Source organism: Streptomyces sp. AcH 505 (assembly GCF_000818175.1).
Classification (GTDB): Bacteria; Actinomycetota; Actinomycetes; order Streptomycetales; family Streptomycetaceae; genus Streptomyces.
Map to the genome: position 1 here is coordinate 1,403,525 of NZ_JTIY01000002.1, position 23,483 is coordinate 1,427,007.

Genomic DNA, 23,483 nt, shown 5'->3' on the forward strand with positions numbered 1-23,483 from the left:
TGTGAAGTGCTGCTTCAGTGCCAGTAACTACGTGTCATTTCCATGCCATCGGCAGACTTGCCGAGCATCTTCTGACCTGGTCAGACAGCCCTGGGTTTACTGGCGTCTCACGAGGACTGGTACTGGCATGTAGCGGCATTGCAGCAGGACAGCTTCGTGGTACTTCCTTTAGGAGCATCCGCAGTCAGGCAGTTCTCTACGGTCGTTCTGGCTGGGAAGTTGCTGTCGGCAAGGGGAAGGCAGGGGAAGTTCGAGTTTCTGCGGTTCAGAACAAGCGCTCGTAGACGGGGGCGTAGGTAACTGCTGTGATGATGGCGTTTTCGATGTGGGCACGGTCGTCCGCGTCGTCTTCTTTGCTGGCTTGCGCGGTGAGGGCGGGGACGGTGCGGGGATCGTTGGCCCAGCAGGTGCTCAGCAAGCGGGCGGCTGTCAGCCGGACGAAAGGGTCGGGCGATCGCTGCAGCTGTTCACGGACATGGTCGAAGCAGGCGTGTGATGTGTCTTCCAGGACGCGGCGGCGAAGGGCCGCTGCGGACATGGCGGGAGTGTGCTGTGTCGGCCAGTAGCGGGCGAGGTAGTTTCGGGCGGTTGTACGGACATAATCGTGAGGGTCGGTGACGGCCCGCGTTTCGACGAAGGAGCGCACGTCTTCGCTGTGGTTCCACTGCCGGCTCAGACTCTCAAGAGCCGCCGCGCGGCACTGTTCCTCCTGGTCTTTGACGGCGCTATGTTGAAGAGCGCGCAGCAGGATGGTGTCGTTCTCGTCGGTGTGTACGAGTTGTCGCAGCAGCACGCTGCGCAGCGTCGTACTGGGGTCGCGGGACAGGCTGGTGATCATGTAATCGCGGGCTTCTGCGTTATCTCCGTGATGGAGAGGTAGCTCGAGGAGCACTGCAGCCCGCGTACCGATGTCAGAATCTTCGGAACCCCATGTGCGGATTACCGCGCGGGCGTCTTCCCCTTTGGTCCAGTAGGAGGCGGTGAAGGCGCGTACAGCTTGCTGGCGTATCTCTTCACTGTCGCCGTTGCCGCCAGCGTAGGCGAGTACGGCTTGGCGGATCTCCGGGGCGTCGGTGTCCGCAGCCGCGAGCGAGCGCAGGGCTCTCCAGTTGCCGAGCTCCTCGGGAGCTGCTGCGACTCTTTCCATGAGCCACTCCCGTATTGCGGGGATGTGGCCGAACAGGATGGCGAGCCTCTCGTGTGCTGCGGTCCGCACATCCTCGGAAGTGTCGCTGAGAGCATGTCTGATGAGCAGTTGCCTCAGGTCGCTGTCGGCACCGGCCCCGTCCATCTCGGTGAGGCCTTCCATGGCCGTGACGCGCGTATCATCCTGCTGTTCCGGATCGGTGAGGATGTCCGACAGGAGTGCTCGGACCCGCGGTGCTTCGTTCGGAATAGCAGTCATGGCCGTGGCGGCTGATGACCGGACCGTCCGGTGGGGATCGTGCGTCATCCGCTCATGCAGGAAGTCCAGTTGGGAATTGTCCGGCCAGACGTCCGTCATGCTGTAGAGCAGGTCGAAGCGCGTATCAGGGTCGGGGTCGTGGGTGGCGCGCTCCTGGACAAAGGACCGCACGGCCGGATCCTCTGCCCAGCGCATCGCCAGGTGGAGTAGGGCCGACGTCCGACCCTGGCCAGTAGGCGCTGCTAGGGACACAGCCTTCAACGCCTCCTTGTCCGTGAGCAGCGTATAGAGGGCATACGAGCCACCGGAGGCATCGCAGTGAAGCCAGCGAAGGAGGTGACGGGCACCGATCCATACCGGGCCGAGCAGGCTCAGGGGCGTCTCGAGATCCAGGTCGCTCTCGAGTGGGCGGCGGCTGTCTTCCAGATGACGGACGAGGGCCTGCGCGGTGCGGACACTGAGGTCGCCGAGCTGGCCGATCCTGCGGATCTCGGACAGGGCGTGCAGCGCCAGAACGGGAGATGGTGCCGCTGCGGCATTCTGGCCGGAGTCCGGGAGACCAAGGAGGGTGTCCACGGCCCGTGCGGCGAAGCGCTCGCCGGTCTGTGCCACGATCAGCAGCAGCACCTCATGCCAGTGCGGGTCCGCAGCCCGCAGCCTGAACACCCCATTAAGGAGGTCCTCGTCGCTCAGTTCCCGCTGCTCGTAGCGGCGGACGAAGTCGGAGGCAGCCAGGTACTCGAGGAAGGCGCGGTGGACGAAGCCGTACACCTCGCTGCCGTAGCGGCTGAGGATGAAGTTCCGCTCCCGGAACTGGTTGACCATGGCCCGGGCGACGGTCGTGGCGGGCGCCGGCCGCAGCTGCAGGGTCTCTTGCAGATAGTTCGTGAAGACGTCCTCAACGTTCTCGGCCAGCACATGGTTGCCGGCAATACCCTTCTCACCGGCCTGCATGTGGCGCGCCAGGCGTTCCAGCATCTCGCGGCGGTCACGGTCGTCGAGGTCGGCGATGGCCCGGATGCCCGGAGCGAGGTCGAGGTGCTTGGTGTCCTCGTCCCAGTGCGCGATCAGCACGTTGACCGCGTGCTGGTAGACGCCCGCCCGGTCCCGCGGAAGCCGCTGCCTGCGCGCGATGATCGCCAAGATGGTCAGCAGCAGAGGATTGCCCGCCAACTCCCGCACCGGCCGTGAACGAGTGATGGCCTCAAGCAGTCGCTCGTGCAGCCGCTCAGGCTCGTCCCTGCCGGCCAGACCCGCCGCCGCGTACCACTGCTTGGCGAACCTTTCGATCTGCTCGTCGCTGAGACTTTGAATCATGTAGTGCCGGAAACCGGCGCTGTCGAGCACATGCCGCCGATAGCCGATGACACGGGACGTGACGACCGTCCTCAGACGCGGATACCGGGCAGTGAAGCCCGAGATCCGGCGCGTGACGGTTTCACGGACCTCAGGATCGAACAGTTCGTCAAGGCCGTCGAAGATGACCAACGCACACCCGCTGCGCAACCGCTGGTGCAGCAGAGCTGGGGAGGGCGCATGTCCTTCATGCTCGTACAGGTGCGCCAGGAAATCCTCGAACGACCGCTCACGCCAGTCGGTCTCCGCATAGCGGCGTAGTTCGACCACCACCGGAAGTACCCCAGCCAGGCCCTGCAGCGGGCCCGCAAGGTTCTCCGACAGCAGCGTCAGAGCCAGATAGCGGGCCACCGTGGACTTGCCCGCGCCGGGGTCGCCCAACAGCGCGATGCGCGTGGCATCTGCCGACGCCACGGTCTCCAGCAGTGCAACAGCGGGGCGCTCACGATAGGCATGCCGCGCTTGTTCCCACTGGCGCTGATCCAGCCCGGGAGGGAGGGGGTGCTCACCTTCCACGGAGCTAAACTCGCCGTGCTCAACGAGCCTTCGATACAGCTCGACCGGCAGCTCCACGCGCGGCGGATCGACTCGCAGCAAAGGCGGCACGAACACCTCACGCAACTCCATGCGAGGGTACTCGCCCTCCGAGGTCGGGATGAGCACCTCAAGGTCGAGTCGACCGTACAGGGCAGACAACTGCTGCGCGTAGGAACAAACATGGGCGCGTTCCTCGTCGAGCGACAGCTCAGCCTCCGCTGCCGCATCCGCCGCAGCGACAGTTACAAAGGTGCGACTGTCGATCACTGTTGCGCCCTTGGCCGTGGCGTTGTGCGAAGCAGTGCTGCCTGCCGCGACAGCACCGCCACCGCGAGCGGTTACCTGCTGCGCCGACGCTGAGGACTTGTGAGGCCCGTCCTCACTCGCCGCCGGGGCAGAGGGACCAGCGCTCATCGCTCTTCGACCTCGCTGCTCTCACCTGTCGCGTTGCCGATTGCGTCTTGCGCGGCAGCTACACTGCCCGGCCCCGAGGCACTCACCTGATGCTGATTGTTCCCGGGCGGTGCTTGGGCTGGCGCGGGAGTCGCCGGTCGGGTCACCTTAGCGTTCGCGCCCGTCGCATTGCCCACGGCACTGCCGGCCGCTGCCACGGAGCCATGCCCACCCGCCTGGATGACATGCCCGCTAACAGCGCTGCGCCGTACCTCGAAATAGATAGCCAGCGCGCACCCCAGAAAGCCGCCGCACGCCCCGGCCGCACTCGCGATCTTGTCAGCAGTATCCAGATCTGCCCAAGCCGGTATTGATGCCAGCACCAGGCCGGCCAGGGCGAACGCCCCTGCCAGCGTCCGCAGAACCACGTGCCCCATGTAGCTGTACTCCCCCTGGGCATGCGGTCCTGTCTCGAACCGCCGGTCGTCATTCTAGAAGGAGCCCGGCCATCGCGCGGTTCTGCGCGCACACGTAGACAGAGTCGGACGCCGTCGGGTGGCCGCCAGGCTTTGTGCGCCTGCCTTACCGGTCGTGAGTGGATTGCGGCCCGTTGTCGGTGTGGCTTACGCGTCAAGAGAGCCGAAAGGGTGTATATCGGAGTCATCTTGGGTGGTGCTGCCCGGGATGAGCCGGGGGTGGTCTGTGAGACATGGGGCGTACGAAGAGCTTGCCCACAGTGGGGAGTTGGGCGGACAGACGCTTGAGCTGTTGCGTCGTCTGGGCCGGCAAGTGACCCGCACCTCGAGTTTCCCCCCGCCGCAGGTTCACGGACACTGGTCTGATGACGCGGTCGATGATCTCCTGACGGACATGTTGTCCCGGCAGGGTGCCGGACAGCGGTTCTTCATGACGTGCTTCTTCAAAGCTGTGGACGAGGCTTCCCTGGAACGGCTGTTCCTCACCTCGATCAGGAACTTCTTGATCGATCAGGCGAAGATGACCGACCGGGGGAAGCTGCGCCGGAGATTCTCCGCGCGGCTTGCCGCGGATGACCGTTTCTGGAAGGTTCCGGGTCCCTCACCACGATGGACTCTTACATCTCGTCCCGACGGTGCCGTCTGGCAGGGGGGCTTGGACGAGCTGGTTGAGGTGGCCTGGCGGGTGCGTGGTGTGGGGATCACCCGCTGGAACCATTCGGGACCGACGCCGGCCGGAACGGTTCATGCGCTGATGACGGTCCTGACGGCGATCCTGGAACATGCCGAGGGATCGGTCAGGGAGGAGGACTTGGCCAGGGCGCTGGAGGCCCGGTTCGAGCTGTTGGCTCCGGCGCAGTTCGTTGCCCTGCACACGGACGACGGGACTCTGCGCGATCCCACCACGAGCGCGCAGATCCCGCCGGGCACAGTGCCGGGCGAGTCCGAGGCGCAGGCCGGCGAGATCTGGAGCAGTTTGAGCCGTGACGAGCGGATCCTGCTGCCTTACCTGGGCCAACGGCCTGACGAAGCGGCGCTGTTGCTGGGGACCGGTCCCGTCCAGGCAACTGCGGTTCTGGAGGGGCTGCGGGAGAGGCTCCGGCTCGCCCTGAGCGACGACGATCAGCAGATAGCCGTGATGGGCGCGCTGTTGCGACGCTGTGAAGATCCGCCCCCAGCGCCCGTCGAGTGACGTCGTCCGTACATAGTGAACAGCACAGTCCGACCGTGGAGCGCAGAGCGAGGAATGGGGGAGACGGGGATGAACCATCCACCAGGTACCGCGTACGAGCGGCTCCTAGCCGCAGCCGCCCAGCTGAAAGTGCCCGAGGCCGTGCGGACGGTCGCCACCGCGACGCCGAGTGATCCCGAACCCGGCCAGATCTGGCGTGCGGCCTGGGGCACGGTGAGCGAGCTGCTCGCCGTCACCGCGGTCGGTGACGATGCCGTGCACGTGATCCCGGTATCGATGGAGGCCTTCCACGACGAGAAGACACTGATACTGCCCGGCAGCGCCTCCACCCTGGAAGTGCCCCTTGCCCTGTGGTGCGGCCTCAAAGGCACAGTGCCTTGGTGCGTGCTGGACCGGCAGATGGGCGAGCTGACCATCCCGCTGCCCGTCGACGGATACCTCACCAACCCCGACGCTCTCCCAGCCGGCCGCTGGGGGGCACCAGCACCCAGCACCGCAGCGCAGCCAGTCGAGTACCGCGGTTCTGTGGCCGACGCGATCAACGAACTCAGCTCGGCCCACTGGGTACCGGAGGGAACCGGGCGCCTGGGCCAGCTCTTCCGGGAGCACCACGTCACCACTGCGCAGCTGGCCGACCACCTGGACGTGCCGCCGGCGCGTGCACTGGCACTGTGGCGAGGGCTGGCCCCACTGACGCATGAACAGGCACAGCGTCTGGCCGAACTTCTCCACCTGCCCCCCAGCACCCTCCTCGCAGCCAACCCCGCCGTGCCCCCGCCGGTGATACGGGCTCTCGGCCGGCCGCTGCGCCGTCGGCAGCTACGACACCTGGCCGAAGAGGAGGACGAGAGCGAGGACGAGGTACGCAGGCGGGCGGCCTTCGACGTGTTCGCCCTGGCCGCCAGACAGCCCGGAGGGCGGAACACCGACTGGGAGGCACGGGTGGAGCGCTACTTCCAGGTCCGCCTGGGCGAGGACCACCACGGATGAACTATCTGCGCTCAGCCGCTGCCCGGACCCAGGCGGCCGCGATGCTCAAGGAGCTGGAGAAGCACCGGCCCGGCGCCCAGGACGACCTGGCCACCTCCGCCCTTGCCACACTGCAGACGTGGCAGGAACTGACGGTCAGGCTCGTCCCCGACGACCAGACCGGCGGAGCGTGCAGTGTCGCCGGAACCTACCTCGCCGGCCCACCGCCCGAGCTGGCCGTCGCCCGCTCCAGCAGCCTGCCCCGCCGCGACTTCACCGCCCTGCACGAACTGGGCCACCACCTGCAGCAGAACAGCCTCGAGCTGATGGAGCCGTTCGCCAACGAACCTGACGGCGGTCTCCTTCTGGAAGACGCCGCCTGCGACGCATTCGCCGCGGAGATCCTGCTCCCCGCCTCACTCGTCGAAGCCAACCTGCCGGCAACGGGCCCGACAGCGTCGGACATCGTCGACCTGTGGCGCGCGGCCGGCGCCTCACGGATGGCGGTCTGCGTCAAGGCCAGCCAGCACCTGCCCGCACCCGGCCACATCCTCCTCCTCGACCTGAACGGCCGCCTGACCTTCGCCGCGTCCAGCGGACTGCCCCCACTGCGCCGTGGCAGCGACCAGGCAGACATCCCTGTCATCCGCTCCGCACTGGCCGGCCGCGGACGCGCCGAGGGGCACACCAGACTGAAGTACCGCGACGGACTCCTCGGCGCCGAGCTCTACGCCCAGACCGCACCGATGGGCGGCCACCTCCTGGCCGTCACCGTCACGGACCTCGCCCCGTGGAAAGCGTTCGCCCCCACGCCCCCCGACACCGGCCCCCAAGGCGCCGAGTACACGTGCGAGCGCTGCCTCGAAGACTTCACCTCCTTCGACCGTGCGTGCCCGCGGTGCCAGAGCGCGCCGTGCCCGCACTGCAAGCGCTGCGGCTGCGCCCCGCAGGTCGTCGAACGCCAGTGCACCAACTGCTTCGTCGTGCATCCTGCCGCCATGTACACCGGCGACAACAGCCGCTGCGACGAGTGCGGCTGAACCCACGTCACTCCCGCCTCGCTACCAGCGAGTTACGTCGTCTGTCCCAGGTGAGGCACCCGCCCCGGGCGCCACACGGGGAAGCCCTCGCCCGATCGAGGCGCACCCCATGACGACAGGAGCAGCACCATGACCATCAAGATCACCGCCGTCCACCTCGTGGGCGGCACCGACCACGAGCACATCGCCAGCCTGCGGTGGACGAACCCGGCCGACGGCAACACCGGCGACAGCTCCCGGGCAGCGCTCGTGACCTGGATCGAGGACAAGAACGGCAAGGCATACACCGAGGACTCTACTGGGCACCGGGCCGACGTGCTCGTCGTGACCCCCGCCCGCGGCGCGAAGTACCTGCGCACCCACGCCGACGGCGTCTGGACCAACAACCTGCTCGCCCTTCCGCGTTACTGAGCCGACCGCACCGGAAGACCGGCCCCCGACCAGACACCCCACCCCCGCGCTTCGAAGAGATGCGTGGATCCACACCTGCAGAAAGAGACCGGCATGCCCAAGAAGACCTCAACATCCGACAGCGGCAGCGGACGCAGCGCGATCACCGGCAAGTTCGTGAAGCAGTCGACCGTCAAGCGGCACCCGAAGACCACCGTGACGGAGTCCACCAAGAAGAAGAAGTAAGAGTGCCGCGGGTACCTTGTCCCCGCAGTCCGACGAGAGGGTCCGTCGGCCGCCCGGCGGACCCCTCTCCACCACGTCTCTGCGTATCTGACGCTCCGCCCGCCGGTCCCGGTAGGGGCTACCTGCCGCGAATCTCGTCGATCCGAGCCTGCTCCCACCAGTCCTCGAGCATGTCCAGTCGCCTCACGGAGGGTTCCACGGGGCGCAGGATCCGGTCCAGGTTGATGAAGGGGACCATCACGGCGGCGAGCGATGACGTCTTCGACCTCAGTCCCTCCGCCTGCCGTGACCAGGACTGCAGATGCCGGGAGGCAGCGCTGATTTCGCTGAGGAGGCGGCCGACGGCGTCGTCCGGGACCGGCACGTGCGCCCCCTCGAAACCCCTCAGCAGTCCCTGCGCAGTGGACACGGCCGCGGAGATGGCCTGGACGCGCCGCGTCGCGTGGTCGCAGAATCGGCGGCCCATTGCTTTCAGATCCAAGTCCATGCCTTCAACGAGCCGGCCCACAAGCTGCTGTGGGGTCACGACCGTAGCCGTACCGGAGGCCCGCATCGCCCAGGCGAGGGGTCTGTGGCGGGCAAGGAGCTCGTTGGCCAAGAACCTGTAGGCGAGCACCAGATCGGCAATCAGGTCCGGCTCCAACTCGTCTTGGTGGTAGGCCCCGTTACGGTATTCATGGAGCCGGTCGAGGACTTCGCGTTCCTGGAAGCTCAGATAACCCACCTGCACGAGGTACTTGGTCGTTTCATGCAGATGCTTGTCCATCTTCCGGCGCCGATCCGGCCCCACGTGTTCGTCGACCCGTCGGCTCAGTTCCCCGTCGAGTTCCCCTCCGCTTGCACGGAACTCGCGCATCTCCTCGACGACGCTGTCTGCGACCTGCAGAGCGAGCCTGGTGTTGACCTCACGGCCCATCACCACCTCGGCCAGATGATCGAGCAGGATGAGAGCGAGCCTGTCGTGCGCCTGGTCTCCTGCCGCGGCACACCGCTGAATCTCAGCAATCTCGACCGCGAGCCAGTTCCACTGCTCGGACTGCAGCACTGCGACGCGATCCCAGTCGTGTGCGAAAGGCTGCGTAGGCGGCATGCCGTCAGCATCTCACCGGCCAGCCGTCACTCTGACGAGGGCGGCGCGCCGGGGTTGAGGGAAAACGTGGTCGAGTACGTCAAGCGGCCTGCGCGTACGGCATCGTCGAACCAGGCCACGAACCGGTCCGCACCTAAGGGGTGGGGCAACCTCGGCCGCGGTGTTGTGCGCCCACGTGCTACGGCCCGGCCAACTGCGCCTCACGGACGCAGCTCCCGCCCAGTCGGTACCCCCCGTAGGCCCGCCGAGCTCCCGCAGCGCACAGGCGGACGAATATCCCGAACCCACCGTATGAGTGTCGACCTGACCGTGGCTGGAATCCCTGCGGGCTCAAAAGAAGCCGATCCGGTCAGTTCCCGCCAACCGGCCTGCGGTCAGCGGACAAATATCGTCTCGCTGCCCAGGGGACTGTCATACCCCGACGCTATGCTCCGCGCCGCACCGAGGCCTGCGCCCACGTCGGCCCTGACATTGTCGTGTTCATGCCATCGAGTGCTGTGGTCCGATACGGACGTCGGCAATCGGCCCTCGCGTAGTGCGTCCACCGTCCGGCCCGATCCCCGATGTGCAGCAAGTCGGGCGGTCAACCCCGTGACCTGCACCTTGTTCCGTGCGGGTCAGGTGGCCGCACGGCTGGGGGAGCCGGTGTCACCGCTCCGACGCCCTGCCGCATCGTGACGGGAATGAGCACGGGGTTCTCCTCGGTGAGGGTGAGCTGCTGCCGGCATACAACGCGGAGACGACACAGGAAGGGAGAGGCGTACCCCAGTCTGCATGTGCCTGACATGTCCTACGTCCGGGCTACGCGCGTTGCATCCGCGAGCGAGGGAAAGACCAGAAATAGACAGGCTGTTCGATGCCCGTCATAGGTTCATGCCATCCGGTCCGACACACCGGAACACCCCCATCAGCCCTTCCCTGTCGGCATCCACCCCGTGCCCTCAGCGATCAGGCCCTTCTGCGCGGATGGCATCCGGCTCCCGCCGTCACACCCAGATGCGACGTGGCCCGGTCCGCCTCGGCCGGCATGCGCTCGCCCAGGCAGTTACGAAACAGGCAGCAGCCGCCGGCAGTCCGCAGGGCTGGTACGGCGGGGCTTGCCGACGCGACATCTGGGCGGTGCCCGATCACCACCACCGACTTACCGGCACATGGAGAAAAGCCAATGGGATTTGGACAGTTGGGTGCCGAAGGCATCGAGGGAGGGCGCGCACTGGCCGAGAGTCTGGACAGGCGGACCTTTGAGTACGACGTCAGCTGGCGCCGCAGCGAGGAGGAACGCCTTGCGCAGGCAGTGAAGTACCTGATGACGAAGAAGTCCGGACCTGACACTCTGCGGGCGTACGGAATCACCGCGGACACCGGGACCCTCACCGCCCTGCTGTCAGCAGAGCAGACTCCTGTCCCGGGCCAACAGCAGCGTCTGGAACAGGCTTTCCGCGCACTGCGCCGCCACAACGTCGCTCCACATCTGACAGGTGTGCTCGACCGGAAGCGCGGCGCCCGGCGCGGCACCAGGATCGAGATCCATCCCGTCTACCAGGAGGGGGTGCAACCTTCGCACCGGCGCGACCTGCGGGTGCGGCACAAGAACATCTGGAGGTGGAAGCCGATCGTTCAGGCATGGGCGGCCCAGGACTCCCTGGTGATGGAGGACCTGTGGCAGGAGCTCATCAGCGACATGGACTCCGACTACCGCTCGTACCAATACGTGGGACACATCGGCATCTGCGGCTGACCCCTTGCGCCGGAGCGCGACCGAAACGGCGCCGCTTTTGTCCCCCCGCAACATGATGAAGGGAGCCGCCCGTGCACCGGGCACCCCCCAGCACTCCGTCAACCGACGAGGACTGCGACCGGACCCGCCGACACCACAAGAAGGCGCTGCTGACCGCCGGAGTAAGGTCCCTGATGGTCCTGCGGCAACGTGGCGAACTGTCCAGCGCCGAAGTGGATTTGGTCGCCCGCACTGTGGGGGTCCATCCGCGAACCGTGTGGCGGCGCCTGGAAAAGGCGAGCGCCTCGGGCACCGCGGAACTCTCTCAGCGCTCCCGCTTCACGGTCACCGACGAACTGCGTGTCAAACTCGCCTATTACCGCGGCAACGTCAAACGTGTCCACGATGAACTGAAAGAGGAAGCCGCCGACAGCAAGGATGTACCGAGCCTGTCCACACTGCACCGAGCCATACACCGGGACATGGTTCCGGGCGACCTGGCCGGTCTGCGGCAGGGCATCCCGGCCTCCCGCGCCTTCGACCCATACCTGAGCCGACCACCCACCCGCCGCAACGAGGAGTGGGAAGGCGATCACAAACAGGCCCCCGTGCTGGTCTGGGCGGACGGACGGCTGGTCAAGCCCTGGGTGACATGGTTCTGCGACTGCCACACCGGCATGGTCATGGGCTGGGCGGTCACCCCCCACTACCCTCATCGCGGATCGATCCTTGCAGCACTGCGCGCCTGCATCCTCACCGGCGACGTCCACGGCCCAGCCGGAGGTCTTCCCACCCGCATCCGCATCGACCGAGGCAAGGACTTCCTGTCCCGCGCCGTCACTGAGGCTATGGGAAGTCTCGGTGTCCACGTCCAGGCCCTGCCGCCCTACACCCCCCATCTGAAAGGGAGCATCGAAAACCTCAACCTCGCCGCCACCACCATGTTCTTCTCCACACTGCCCCGCTACACCAAAGCCCAGAAACTCGACACCAAACGCCGCGTGGGTGAGAACGACCCGGCTCTGACATTCGAGGCCTTCGTCGAGCTCTTCGAGCGATGGGTCCGCACCCGCAACGCCGAACACCGCATGGACAAACACGGTGACCAGAGCGCCCTGGAGAACTGGAACAGCGACGAAACCCCTCTGAACGAACCACCTCGCGAAGATCTGGACACATTCCTGCTGGAAGCCGCCCGCTCCACCCGCATTATCAGCGGCCACGGCATCCGCTGGGACAACCGCGACTACGTAGGAGCCTGGATGACCGGCCGCGCCGGCACCGAAATCCGGGTCCGCTACCAGCCCCACCACACCCGGACCGTCGAGGTCTTCCACGCCCGCACCGGCGAACGTCTGGGCACCGCCCACCTGGCAGACGAGGCCAGCGAGGAAGAGATCAACGACGTCTACCAGGCCCGCGACGAACGCGTACGCCTCCTGCGCCGCGACCTGACCGCAGCGAAGAGGCTGCGCCGCCGCCGCTATCAGGCTGTCACCCAAGCAGGTCCCGCACGTACCGCGGGCACCATGACCCGCAAACAAGCCGCGGAAGAACTGCGCGCGACCCAATCCAGGCGTCCCGATGACGACGGTGTACCTGCCGACTACATGCCCCGCCGGATGATCCCCGGCGCCCGCTGGGCCATCCCCTCCCGGCCCGCCGAAACACCCCCGGAGACCTCATGACCTCCACCACTCCCGGCCCCACCGGGACCGAGCGCACCATCAACACGCAAGGACACATCCGCTGGCAGGGCCACACCTACGCCCACCCCCTCACCGCCGCCCGTGCCGGCTCCCGCGTCACCGTACGGCCCCACCCCCGCCAGGGCGGAGGACTTGACGTGTATGACCCGGCCGGCGGCGGCCACATCTGCACCGCCCAGCCCACCACCAGCCCCTCCGCTGCGACACAACCAGACCCGGTCCCCGACGCCGTCACGGACCCCGACCCAGGTGACGGCCCAGCTCCACGGGCCGCAGATCCCCACGTGCCCGCTTCACCCGCATCCCAGGGAGCCCCAATGAACACGACCACAACTGCCGTCGTTGACGACAACGGTGACCCCGACTTCTACCTCAACCTCGCCGACGCGCGCGTCGTGGCCACCGAGGCCCTGCTGGAAGCAGGCGAGAACATCACCGACACCATCGACGCCCGCGCCATGAGCTGCATCTACGGCAACGCCGGACTGGGCAAGACCTTCTCCGTCCTGGCAGCCCTCAAAGAAGTCGCCCCCGACCTGGTCCTGCTCCTGCAGTTCCGCTCCCGCCCCACCCCGCGCGACATCCGCATGGAACTGTTCGACGCCCTCCACCTTGAAGGTAAACCCCCCGCCCACCCCAGCGAGTTCGACCGACTCCTCAAGCAGTCCCTGACCCGCCGCCCCTACGTACTGGTCTGCGACGAAGCCCAGCAGTTCAGCCGGGAATGCTTCGAGTTCGTCCGGCACCTGTGGGACACCGGCAGAGGCAAGACCAGGCCCGCAGTGCTCTTCGTCGGCGGCGAGGAGTGCTACAAGACCCTCTACAACGAGCCCGCCCTGGCCTCCCGCATCTATATCTGGCAGGAGTTCACACCGATGGAACCCGACGAGGTAGTCAAGAACATTCCCCTCTTCCATCCGGTATGGGCCACCGCCCCGCCCGAGCTGATCAACTACATCGACCTGGAAGCAGGCGGCGGCACCTTCCGCATGTGGTCCAAGATCACTCACCACGTACTCGAAGGCATGAAACGCCGCGGCCTGACCGAGGTGGACGAGACCGTCGCGCGCTGGGCGCTGCGCCGTGCCCGGCCGCCCCGCTCGGTGCGACGTGACGAAGACCGGTGACCGCCGCCTACCGGGCCAGCCGGACCACCACAATCACTACCGCATACGGAACAGCCCGCCAGTCCCGCCACCACCTCAACCTCACACACGCCCGCACAGTGCACACCGCCCAGGTCACAGCCGCCGCCGCAGCTATGGAAGCCACCGTCACCGACCAGAGCATGATGTGCCTGGCCGCACCCCCAGGAGCCGGCAAGACCTTCACCCTTCACACCGTCCTGGACCAGCACCCCACCTGGCAGACCATCCGGCTCCTGCCACGGCCCCAAGCCCGCCCCGACGACATACGCCGCAGCCTCCATCACGCCCTCGACCTGCCCGGCCCGCCCCCGAAAGATCCCGGAATCAGCGACGACCTGATCCGCAACACCCTCCACCACCCCCCACGGCTGCTGATCGTCGACGAAGCCCACCAACTGTCCGCCTCCTGCCAGGAATACCTGCGTTACCTCTACGACGATCCGCGCACCCAACTTGCCGTTGTCCTTGCCGTAAGCAGCCATCGCCTGCGCACCCTGCGCACCACCCCCGTACTAGCCAGCCGTGTCGCCAACTGGCATGACTTACACCCCCTCACCGAGGAGGAGATCCCCACGGTCATCCCCGCCTTCCACCCGCACTGGAGGACCGCGAGCCCTGACGTACTGCTCCATCTGAACCACGGCTGGGCGCACGGCAACTTCCGCCGCTGGGCCACCCTCACTCATCGCAGCATCAGCATCGCCCGACGCACCGGCCACACCGCTCACGACCCCGCAGTGCTCATGCGTCGCCTGACAGCCGGCCCCCACCTGGAGGCAGCATGACACCGCCTCCGGCCGATCTGCCGACACCATCACCCCAACACGCAGCTACCGAGCAATGGGTCCCTTCATGGCTCCCGGAGGCGTACCCGACGCATCCCTCTGTCACCGTCGTCTTCACCCCACGAGACGAACCGCACTACATGCAGATGGCGTTCGCCGCCCACCAGCCCCGCTACGGGCACATCACCGTTCACCCCACGCCCCTCGGGACAGGCTCCTACCTCGCCCACGACCTGATCCGCGCCCTCGGCAAACACCTGCCCATCCCCAGCGCCAACCACGACCAGCCAATGTGGATCAACCACACCGACCGCAGCTGGCGTATCGCTGCCGCATGGATCTTGACGCTGGGCATCACCCACCTGACCCTCTGCCGTGCCCATCGCATCAGCGCCCCCCAATGGGAATACCTTCTGGCACTCAGCGCACGCACCGGCACCCACCTGACCCTCCTGTGTAACGCGCCGATCCCACACGCAACGGCCCGCCTACAGGCCACCATCACCCACCAGTACATCGACGATGACCTGCCAGCCGCAGCCGCGCACTGGCGGCTTCCCCCCAGCCCCGAGGAATTCACCGGCTACCGATGGTGGCAGCAGACCGCCAGCTACCCGCCCCTGGAGAGCGAACGCTGGTTCCGAATGCCCACCGAGCCCGCACTACCACGAACCGGGGAACGGTTCGCGCCACTGCCCGATCTACCCGGGCACATCCTGCGGCTGCCCGCTCCTGGCGCCCACCAGGACTATCCCCACCCGCACATCGCCCAGGTAGCCAGCCGAATCCACAGCCGCATCGCCCACCCCGTCCACGCCGCATGCGTCGCGCTCCGGGCCCTGACCGGCTACAGCAACACCCAGATCACCAACCTGCGCACCCAACCAGGCGACGCGCTGCCCTCACTTCCCGCATGGGCGTCCATCCTGATGGACGCAACCCGTCACCTGGCCGAACTGCGAGGCCACCCTGACGCCCCTAATCCGCTGGCCACCCCAACGTGGGAACACCCCGACATCGACCAGGCCCTGCAGGCATGCCGGCTCCTTCCCTCCCCGCCCATCCGCGGGCGCCGCAGCCCCCCGCCAACCCGACAGCCCCCAGCCGCCCGGGCTACCACACGCACACCACAAAATCCCAGCGCCCTGTGAAGGGACCTTCATGCTCAACGACCTACACACCAACTCCATCGCCGACGCGATCGACATTGCAGATGCCCACCACTGGACGCGTCAGCCACCCCGCTCGGACCACGCGCGCCTGCGCTTCCTCCTGCGGCACCACACCAACATCCACACGCTGGCCGCCCACCTACACACCACCCCCGCCACGGTGGAGGAGATCCTCGCCCGGCGGGAGACCCCCAAGCCCGGCGGCCTGTTGCACAGGGCAATCGTCAAAGACCTCATCCGTCTGTGGCAGCCCAGAGTGCGCCATCGCATTCACCAGCAAGTCCTCGCCGGCCAGCACCTTGGCATGATGGTGCACTTCCGCGCCTGGTTCGGGTTCACCGGCTCAGCCGGTTCGTCAGACGAAGGCCGAGTCCGCCAGTTATCGCATGCTCTGTACCCCCCTTACCCGGCCCGCCTGTTCGACGCCCGGTACCGCAACGCAGATGAGGAGGAACTGCGAGACATCCTCGGGAACGCCGTCGGCGAGGCCTACTTCAAAGTCTCACCGGTGGGCAGGCTGAACCAGGTGAGGCTCACCGAGATCGACTTCGTCGAGTTCGCGTACTGAGCCCTTCATCCGTCCTTCCGCATGGTTACTTCGAAGAAAGATGGTCCTTCCGGCATGCAGCGCATCCCACCTCCCACCCGGGTCATCTATGCATTATTGGACCCTGAGGACGGCAACACCGGCTACGTCGGCTACATCATTCCGCCCCGCTCACGCTCGCTCGAAGAGGCCATCCGCCGAGGCAAGATGCCCCCGGCGGTGGACGCCTGGCACAGTGAACTCGCCGAAGTCGGCGAGCGCCCCAGAGTCCAGATTCTGCAGGAAGGCGTGGCCGCCGGGAGCGTTCGCGGCAGTTTGCGAGAAGAACTGGCGCGCCACCGAGACCAGGGCATACGTCTGCTCAACGACCTTGTGCCGCCGCATCTGGCCCTCCGCCGTCGGATGAAGAAGGAGAAGGACAGAAAACAAGCCTGGGCACAGGTGGCCGAAGCCCTGCGCGAGCATTTGGGGGGCCCGTTGCATCCTCCTACGGGTTCGACGGTTGCCCTGTCCGACGCGGCGTGGGCGCGGATCGAGCATCTGCCTCATCCGTCGGTGGAGCAAGCGGCCGACCTTCCATACGAGAGGCAGGAGGCGGCAAGACTCGCGGTCGTCGAAGCGGAGCTTGCGGCCTTCGAATTGGCTGATGCCCTGATCGGCGAACTGCAGACGTTCTGGCCGGACTTGACGCATATGTATGGAGGGAACGTAGGGCGTGAGGTCGCCGCGCACGTCGGCAGTGTGGCCGTCGGGCGCCGAAGGGATGACCGCCAGTATCTCGGCACGCTGTGCGCCCTCATTCCCTGGTGTGCGATTTCTGTTGCGCCGTGGTACCAGATGGCCACAGCGGGAGGACTGGTCCACAGCGTTGAGCAGTTCGTCACCTGGCTCGGTGACCATCCGGCGGCCCGTGCGCTGGATCTGATCGCAGAAGAAGGATTCTGGCTGCAGGGTGTACTCAGCCACGCCGGGATGGCGGTGGGCTGGAACAGCGCTACGGCCATGGTGGCAACGGCAGTTGCGCACTGCGCTATTGAGGTGCCTGAAGCACTGCACGGCGACATCATCCGGGTTCTGCGCGGACTGATGGTCGCACCAGGTCTGACAGAGCCCATGGCCGACCTGCTCCTGCGGCTGGACGGCAACGCTCTGCAAACCCTGGGACCCGACGTCGCGCCAGGCATCGACGAGAGGCTCTCACTGCCCGAGGGCACCACAGCTCGCGTACTGCCGGCACTCGTCGCTCAGTTGGGAGTGTCGGCAGGTGACGCACTCCGCGAGATGGCTTGGCGCTCGGCGAAACGCCCGCCCACCGTGGCAACTCCGGACCGCAGTGCGTTATCGGGCCTCGCCGGGGTGAATATGCGCGTGGTGTCGACGTTGCTGATCGAGGCTGGTTACCTCGCGCCACCTCCCGGCCTGCGGCCCGGCGTGTACGAAGACATCACCCGGAGCCTCCTTACTGCCTGTCAGGCGACAGATCTGGATGAGGGCATGTGACGATCGACGCCGTCTGTTCATGAGGAAGTCGATCTACATGGTGGCGGTCCGGTGGCCGTGATGGGTTCGGTGGTGCCGGCGCGGGCGGGACGCGTCGAAGCATGTCGCCCGGTGACGTTGGTCGCGAAGGGCACGGCTCGGGTGGTGAAGCGGGCAGGTGGGTCGCTCGATGGTCGCCCGGGCGGGCGATGCCCGGTTGGTGGCGTACCGGTCGGGTGGCGGCCGATACATGGTCACGGCCTGGAAGGAGATGCGGGTGCGGGCGGCGGCAATGACCCGCAACGTGGACGTGGACTGGCAGCTGAACCGGCGGTTCGCGAACAAGGCGAAGCTGTGAGTCCCGTCTGAAGCCTCCTACGGTAAGGAACTCTGCGCCATCATCGACAACTGACCGCCCCGGGCTCCACCTAGAGGAGGCGCACTGCATACGCGTGCCTCTCTCCTGCGACCGTGTGTAACGAACTGTGCGCCTGGCCGGCGGTGCAGCACTGGGGGATCCGGCGCGTAGTGGTACGACTGTTCCCTCCGTGCGGGTGACCCAGGCCCGTTTCACCCGCGCTGCCGACGGTTGTGCCGGTAGCAAGAGGGTGTGATCAAGACTCTGCGGGCCTGTGTCCTGGCCTCCCTGACTGTCCTGCCCCTGCTGACCGCGCTTCCCGCGCACGCGGCCGAGATGCCGCTTGCCGAGGGCATCCGGGCCCTGCCGTTCGCCGCGGAGTCGCGGGCCGGGTACGAACGGACCAAGTTCAAGCACTGGGTGGATGAGGACCGGGACGGTTGCTCGACGCGTGCCGAGGTACTCATCGAGGAGTCCCGTACGAAGCCCGTGGTTGAGGCCGGTTGCAAGGTTGTCTCGGGGACGTGGTTCTCGTATTACGACCAGCAGACCATCACCACACCGAGCGCCTTGGACATTGACCATATGGTGCCGCTCGCCGAAGCTTGGGATTCCGGGGCCTCGGGCTGGACGGCTCAGCGGCGTGAGGCGTACGCCAACGATCTCGGTTCGAGCCGTTCGTTGGTGGCGGTGACGGCGAAGACCAACCGGAGCAAGAGCGACCAGGATCCGGCGGAGTGGATGCCGCCGTCCGCCGAAGCTCACTGTGCGTACCTTGCGGATTGGGTGTCCACGAAGTTCCGCTGGGGTCTGAGCGTCGACATGGCGGAGCGCGATGCGCTGACGGGCCAGGCTGAGGGCTGTGGGAGCACGACGATCGACACGAGCGCGATCTGATCGACGGTCACTGCGTTGCGTGGCCGGCCGGCCAGTCGGCCAGCCAGCACGGGGAGGGGGGAGGGGCGGGCACGTCGTGGGCCGGCTGCCTTGTGGATCGCCATGACCATGCATCGGGCGGCCGTCCTTTCGCTGGAGCGGTCGGGCCGCGTCGTGAGGGGCCCGCACCCCTTGGCGGGTGCGGGCCCTACGCTTTGTCTGCTCAGGCTCGCGAGCCAGTGACCCGGCGGGGTCATCCGCAGTTGCGGTCTGGTGGTGTGGATCGTGCGTAAGGCGTGAGAACGTTCATCCGGCGCGCTCGTGACTCCAACGGGTTGCAGGTCCTAGGTCCAACTCGGCCACGGTCCGGTGGGCTCTCCGTACGGTATTGGCCGACCTCCAGGAGGATGCGGTCATCGAGCGGCTTCCGCAGCTCCACCTTCACGCTCTGCTAGATCAATTGGTCGAAGCCGACGGCTCCCCGTGTCCGCACCTTGCGGCCGAACGGCGGATGCGTCGCCGACCTGCCGATGCCGCCCCTCGCCCCGTCCAGCCTTCGGGCAGGGGGTGCCCGTCTATCGCCATCTAGGCGGAGTCTGTTATCGGAGGTGGCTTTGACGGGGCGTGCGGGCGTCCAGTATGTTGATCCCAGATCAGATATTGGAGTGGGGGTTTGGGTTTTGCTTCTGACAACCGGTCAGGCGGCTGCCGAGCTGGGCTGTGCGGTCACCACCTTCCGGCGCCTGGTGCACGCGGAGCTGCTGCCCGGGCTCTCCCGGCGCGGGGTGCGTGTCATGGTGCCGCTCGAAGTCGTCCAGGCACTGAGAGACCGCGCCCCGGCCCCCGTGGACCGGCTCGGCGCGGACGAGATCGCCGTGCTGCGCGTCGACGTCGCCAAGCAGAACGACGGGGACAGGAGGATCACCACGCCCGGGGACCGGACCGGGTTCTCTGCCAAGCTGCCGGCCGAGACGCTGGTGGAGGCGCTCCGGGGGTGGTGGCGCTGCGACCCGGCGAGCGTGGCCGCCGGGGGAGTGCTGCCGGTGACCCTGTCCGGATACGTGGTGGCCGTCCTGACCGGCCTGGACCGGTGGGAGCGAGATGAGCGCGGGCGCCATGGTTTCCCCGACGCCGTCCTTGCCGGACATCTCACCGACCTTGTAGAGCCGGTGAGGCACCTGAGCGCACCCCGGGCCGCCGACCGGACAGTGGCAGACCTGCTCCTCGGGACCCGCCTTGCCTCGCACTCCGGCGGCACGATCGCCTACGTCACCACCCGCCCACCAGCTGAACGACCCGCGCACGAGGGATCGTGATGGACGCAAAGACCTACACTGCTCAGCTGGCCGACCTGCGTACCCTGCGGGACGACATCAAGAAGACGCAGGCGGCTCTGGCCAAGCTCGAGACGGACCGGGCCCGGCAGATCACCGCACTGGCCGGATATGAGAAGGCGAAGGCCGACCGGATCGCCCCCGCCGCCGGGCTGAGCCTGGCCGACGTCGTCGCGATCGCCCCCATCCTGGCCCCCGACCGCCTCGCTGCCCCTCCCACCACGACCAGCCCTGCCCCCGCCCCGACCGTCTCCGGCGCGACATCACCCTCCTCCCAACCTCAGCCCCAGGCCGGGTCCGCCGAACCTGCGCCCGCTCCGACGGCGGCTGAGACGGCAGGCGCCCCCGCCCCGGACATGAGGCGCCCGGCCCAGCCGGCCGCCATCTCGACGCCACCTCCCGCCCGCGCACCGGAAACGACCTCTGTCCCGCCGCCTGCCGTGCTGGGAGAATCCCGCGCGCTGCCGTCCATCCCCGAAGGCCCCCAGGGGGACGGCTGGTTCACCCACACCGCGAACCTCTCCTCTGCCCACCCGAACTTCACCCAGCAGGCCCGCTCGACCGTCTTCCTCGACACGGTCAGCGGCATCCTGGTCCACCGCGACCAGGTGACCCGCCTCGACCTGCCCCACGGCACGGCGGGAGAGATCCTCGACGCTGTCTTCCGTACCGTGCCCGAAGGTGCCGAGCGGATCTACATCACCGCGGGCGACCCCTGGCACCGCGACGCCGACCGCCACCCCTACCTGAGGGACGCTGTCGCCGCCTGGCTCAACGCCCCCACCCCCGGGTGGCGCACCGACACCGGCCGGGGCAAGGACCGCATGGCCGGCCACTTCGTCCACGCCCGCAACCCCGTCGGCCGCTACCAGCGCGACCACGGCGAACAGCACGTGGAAATCCGCTCCGTCGGGGAGTGGTTCGACACCGAAGGCGCCGAACCCGCCACCATCCGCGACGCGTTCGTCCTGCTCTGGAAGGCCCTGCGCGCCCACTGGCCCGACGCCGTCGTCATGGGATCCCCCTCACAGACCGGCCGCGACCTGTGGACCCGCACCATCCCCACCAAAGGCCAGTTCGCCGACGGCTACTCCGTCCTGTCCGAAGAACTACGCGGCCTGCTGCACGCCACCGCCGGACAGGGACGCACCGAACTGATCACCCCACCCCGCGTTCCCGAACAACTGCCCGCCCTCGTCGAGTACGACCGCACCTTCGCCTACGCCAAACACACCTGGAAGTCCGGCGTCGGCACCCCCCGGCGCGTCACCGCCCACACCTTCTCCTCCTGGTCGCAGAAGGAACAGACCAAAGCCCTCTTCGGCTGCGGGCACTGGCACGTACGCGTCACCGTCCCCGACACCTGGAACCACGTCGGGATCCTCCCCGCCGCCGCCCCCGGCGACCGCGCCTGGCACTACCCCCACCACCCGGGAACCACCTTCACCACCTGGGCCGGCGGACCCGAGATCTACACCGCCCTGACCAACCCGGTCCAGCCGTGGAAGATCGAAATCCTCGACGGCATCCTCTGGACCGACGGCAAACCCCTCGACGACTGGTCCAAGAAACTCAAAGAAGCCTGGGCCGCCCTCGCCGCCCAGGCCGACCTCCACGGCGACCCCCTCCAACGCACCGCCGCCCACCTCGCCTCCCGCGCCGTCCGCTCCCTGCTCCTGTACGGCATCGGAGCCTTCGCCCAGCGCCCCCGCATGGTCACCGGCACCACCCCCCGCACCATGGAACGCGACCTGCCCGCCGACGCCGAAATCATCAACTTCAACGACACCACCATCACCTGGCAACGCCCCACCGGCTTCACCCGCGACCCCTACGCCCACCCCGAATGGGCCGCCGGGATCTGGTCCGCCGCCCGCGCCGCCCTGCTCTCCCAGCGCATGCGCGACGACAACACCTACGTCGGCGCCCTCCACGTCCCCGCCGGCAGCGTCGTCGCCTTCCGCACCGACGCCGTCTACCTCACCGAACACCACCCCTGGCCCTACCACGGACAGCCCGGCGACTACCTCACCAAAGGCCACCTCACCGGCCCTATCCCCGCACCCACCAGCGAAGAAGCCCTCCTCACCCTGCGCGACACCGGACGCACCGCCCTCACCAACTCCCGCACCCCGGACGGCCAGAACTGATGCCCCCACGCCGCCGCACCGCCGCACGGCATCTGAACGAAGCCGCCAATCTCGCCGACCAGCTCCAGGCCGCAGGCCTGACCAAACGGGACATCGCCCGCATCATCAACCGCGACCCCTCCCTCGTCTCCCAGTTCTACACACGAGGCAAAGGCGCCGCCTTCGTCCCCGCACTCACCCACGCCCTGAACGCCCTGCGCACCGCGGGCGTCACCGACATCCCCGAACTCGCCGCCCTCGCCGCCCCGTACGTCACCCGCCGCACCACCGCCGCCGGCACCCGCGCACGCGTACGCACCAAAGCCGTCCTCATCACCCCCACCGGCACCGGCACCGGCCGCGTCGGCGCCCAGGCCATCGCCTCCGGCTCCGCCCGCCTACGCCCTCTCATCGCCGAAGCCGCCCGCAAAGCCCTACGCCTGGCCTTCACCGTCCGCCTGCTCAAATCCGGCTACGTCCTCGCCTCCGGCAGCCGCACCGACTCACCCGGCATCCGCCGTGACGTCATCCAACGCGCCGACCACACCGAGGAACGCTCCTACGGATCCGCAGCAACCGGCGGGTTCGACGCCGCCGAATTCGCCCGACGTGTCGATGCCGTCGGCGGTGACGTCACCACCGCCGTCCACCAGTGGCTCGTCGAAACCGGCCGCATCCGCCAGGACGCCCACATCATCCACCTCGAAATCCGCACCTGGCGCTCCCGCTGACCTGAGCCCTGCCCACAAGACCCGTCGCCGCGTGACCGCGGCTTGGCCCTGGTGGACCGGTTCGGTGGTCGGTCGCATACGCCTGGGCACCGGGCTTCGCCCGGAAGCGAGCGGTCCTCTCGGCGTCCGATTCCCGTGGGGCACTCGAGTAGTTACTGCTACCTCAATATGCGTAGATGGTCGTGCGGAGGGCCACCGGCCGCTCGGGGCGCGTGTAGTGAGGCGGGCGGCGGAGGCGGTTACCGGGAGGCCGGATCGTGTCTGGTGACCGTGACTGACCTGCTCCTACAATGAGTGATCAGTAGCGCACAGTGAGCGAGTGGTCGATTCCTTGCATCTGGCTTCCAGACGTATGTGTCCACCCTCCTGCGTGGGTACCTGGACGGGCGCTAGGGTCTGAGGGA

General features: G+C 67.4%; 18 protein-coding genes. 16 read left to right on the forward strand and 2 right to left on the reverse strand.

Annotated features, from left to right (window positions below; all coding sequences use genetic code 11):
- Positions 1–265: 265 nt before the first annotated feature.
- A complete protein-coding gene (locus tag HY68_RS36175; RefSeq protein WP_042000109.1) occupies positions 266–3,565 on the reverse strand; it encodes a HEAT repeat domain-containing protein in 3,300 nt (1,099 codons plus the stop codon).
- Positions 3,566–4,435: 870 nt separating this feature from the next.
- On the opposite strand from HY68_RS36175, the gene HY68_RS36180 reads away from it, so the two are divergent.
- From HY68_RS36180 to HY68_RS46135, 5 genes are all read left to right on the forward strand, one after another.
- The gene (locus tag HY68_RS36180) at positions 4,436–5,359 is read left to right on the forward strand and encodes a hypothetical protein (RefSeq protein ID WP_241778880.1); all 924 of its coding nucleotides are present in this window, start codon (positions 4,436–4,438) and stop codon (positions 5,357–5,359) included.
- A gap of 69 nt (positions 5,360–5,428) precedes the next feature.
- Entirely contained in the window at positions 5,429–6,349 is a 921-nt protein-coding gene (locus tag HY68_RS36185) for a hypothetical protein (protein ID WP_042000112.1), read from the forward strand.
- Positions 6,346–7,368 (forward strand): ImmA/IrrE family metallo-endopeptidase, encoded by a 1,023-nt coding sequence (locus tag HY68_RS36190; protein ID WP_042000115.1) that lies wholly within the window; start codon positions 6,346–6,348, stop codon positions 7,366–7,368. The genes HY68_RS36185 and HY68_RS36190 overlap by 4 nt, the downstream gene beginning before the upstream one ends.
- A gap of 129 nt (positions 7,369–7,497) precedes the next feature.
- Positions 7,498–7,779 (forward strand): DUF3892 domain-containing protein, encoded by a 282-nt coding sequence (locus HY68_RS36195; protein ID WP_042000118.1) that lies wholly within the window; start codon positions 7,498–7,500, stop codon positions 7,777–7,779.
- A gap of 93 nt (positions 7,780–7,872) precedes the next feature.
- On the forward strand, positions 7,873–8,004 hold the full coding sequence (locus HY68_RS46135) for a hypothetical protein (RefSeq protein WP_277816787.1): 132 nt from the start codon (positions 7,873–7,875) through the stop codon (positions 8,002–8,004).
- Between the two features lie 118 nt (positions 8,005–8,122).
- Here the strand turns inward: HY68_RS46135 and HY68_RS36200 are convergent, their stop codons facing one another.
- A complete protein-coding gene (locus tag HY68_RS36200; RefSeq protein ID WP_241778881.1) occupies positions 8,123–9,094 on the reverse strand; it encodes a hypothetical protein in 972 nt (323 codons plus the stop codon).
- 1,165 nt (positions 9,095–10,259) lie between these two features.
- Here HY68_RS36200 and HY68_RS36205 point away from each other — a divergent pair.
- From HY68_RS36205 to HY68_RS36260, 11 genes are all read left to right on the forward strand, one after another.
- Entirely contained in the window at positions 10,260–10,832 is a 573-nt protein-coding gene (locus HY68_RS36205) for a hypothetical protein (protein WP_157874522.1), read from the forward strand.
- A 71-nt stretch (positions 10,833–10,903) separates the two neighbouring features.
- Positions 10,904–12,499, forward strand: a complete 1,596-nt coding sequence (locus HY68_RS36210) for a Mu transposase C-terminal domain-containing protein (RefSeq protein ID WP_157874523.1) — start codon at positions 10,904–10,906, stop codon at positions 12,497–12,499.
- Positions 12,500–12,837: 338 nt separating this feature from the next.
- Positions 12,838–13,647 carry an ATP-binding protein gene (locus HY68_RS36215; protein WP_042000124.1) on the forward strand — a complete coding sequence of 270 codons (810 nt, stop codon included), beginning with the start codon at positions 12,838–12,840 and terminating at the stop codon, positions 13,645–13,647.
- A gap of 134 nt (positions 13,648–13,781) precedes the next feature.
- On the forward strand, positions 13,782–14,453 hold the full coding sequence (locus HY68_RS36220) for an ATP-binding protein (protein ID WP_052457503.1): 672 nt from the start codon (positions 13,782–13,784) through the stop codon (positions 14,451–14,453).
- A gap of 140 nt (positions 14,454–14,593) precedes the next feature.
- Positions 14,594–15,604 carry a hypothetical protein gene (locus HY68_RS36225; RefSeq protein ID WP_052457504.1) on the forward strand — a complete coding sequence of 337 codons (1,011 nt, stop codon included), beginning with the start codon at positions 14,594–14,596 and terminating at the stop codon, positions 15,602–15,604.
- A 10-nt stretch (positions 15,605–15,614) separates the two neighbouring features.
- Positions 15,615–16,193, forward strand: coding sequence for a hypothetical protein (locus HY68_RS36230; RefSeq protein WP_042000127.1), 579 nt, complete (start codon positions 15,615–15,617; stop codon positions 16,191–16,193).
- Between the two features lie 54 nt (positions 16,194–16,247).
- A complete protein-coding gene (locus tag HY68_RS36240) occupies positions 16,248–17,672 on the forward strand; it encodes a hypothetical protein (RefSeq protein WP_157874524.1) in 1,425 nt (474 codons plus the stop codon).
- Between the two features lie 589 nt (positions 17,673–18,261).
- A complete protein-coding gene (locus HY68_RS36245; RefSeq protein ID WP_042000134.1) occupies positions 18,262–18,906 on the forward strand; it encodes an HNH endonuclease family protein in 645 nt (214 codons plus the stop codon).
- Between the two features lie 659 nt (positions 18,907–19,565).
- Positions 19,566–20,201: a helix-turn-helix domain-containing protein gene (locus HY68_RS36250; protein WP_042000971.1), complete on the forward strand. Its 636-nt coding sequence runs from the start codon at positions 19,566–19,568 to the stop codon at positions 20,199–20,201.
- A complete protein-coding gene (locus HY68_RS36255) occupies positions 20,201–22,369 on the forward strand; it encodes a hypothetical protein (RefSeq protein WP_042000136.1) in 2,169 nt (722 codons plus the stop codon). Before HY68_RS36250 ends, HY68_RS36255 begins: the two co-directional genes overlap by 1 nt.
- Positions 22,369–23,079 (forward strand): hypothetical protein, encoded by a 711-nt coding sequence (locus tag HY68_RS36260; protein ID WP_042000138.1) that lies wholly within the window; start codon positions 22,369–22,371, stop codon positions 23,077–23,079. Before HY68_RS36255 ends, HY68_RS36260 begins: the two co-directional genes overlap by 1 nt.
- Positions 23,080–23,483: the final 404 nt, after the last annotated feature.

Coding starts and splice junctions, on each gene's coding strand:
- HY68_RS46135 (WP_277816787.1), top strand. CDS start 7,873: ATGCCCAAGAAGACCTCAACATCCGACAGCGGCAGCGGACGCAGCGCG.
- HY68_RS36190 (WP_042000115.1), top strand. CDS start 6,346: ATGAACTATCTGCGCTCAGCCGCTGCCCGGACCCAGGCGGCCGCGATG.
- HY68_RS36255 (WP_042000136.1), top strand. CDS start 20,201: ATGGACGCAAAGACCTACACTGCTCAGCTGGCCGACCTGCGTACCCTG.
- HY68_RS36205 (WP_157874522.1), top strand. CDS start 10,260: ATGGGATTTGGACAGTTGGGTGCCGAAGGCATCGAGGGAGGGCGCGCA.
- HY68_RS36195 (WP_042000118.1), top strand. CDS start 7,498: ATGACCATCAAGATCACCGCCGTCCACCTCGTGGGCGGCACCGACCAC.
- HY68_RS36260 (WP_042000138.1), top strand. CDS start 22,369: ATGCCCCCACGCCGCCGCACCGCCGCACGGCATCTGAACGAAGCCGCC.
- HY68_RS36220 (WP_052457503.1), top strand. CDS start 13,782: ATGGAAGCCACCGTCACCGACCAGAGCATGATGTGCCTGGCCGCACCC.
- HY68_RS36200 (WP_241778881.1), bottom strand. CDS start 9,094: ATGCCGCCTACGCAGCCTTTCGCACACGACTGGGATCGCGTCGCAGTG.
- HY68_RS36240 (WP_157874524.1), top strand. CDS start 16,248: ATGCAGCGCATCCCACCTCCCACCCGGGTCATCTATGCATTATTGGAC.
- HY68_RS36215 (WP_042000124.1), top strand. CDS start 12,838: ATGAACACGACCACAACTGCCGTCGTTGACGACAACGGTGACCCCGAC.
- HY68_RS36225 (WP_052457504.1), top strand. CDS start 14,594: ATGCAGATGGCGTTCGCCGCCCACCAGCCCCGCTACGGGCACATCACC.
- HY68_RS36185 (WP_042000112.1), top strand. CDS start 5,429: ATGAACCATCCACCAGGTACCGCGTACGAGCGGCTCCTAGCCGCAGCC.
- HY68_RS36230 (WP_042000127.1), top strand. CDS start 15,615: ATGCTCAACGACCTACACACCAACTCCATCGCCGACGCGATCGACATT.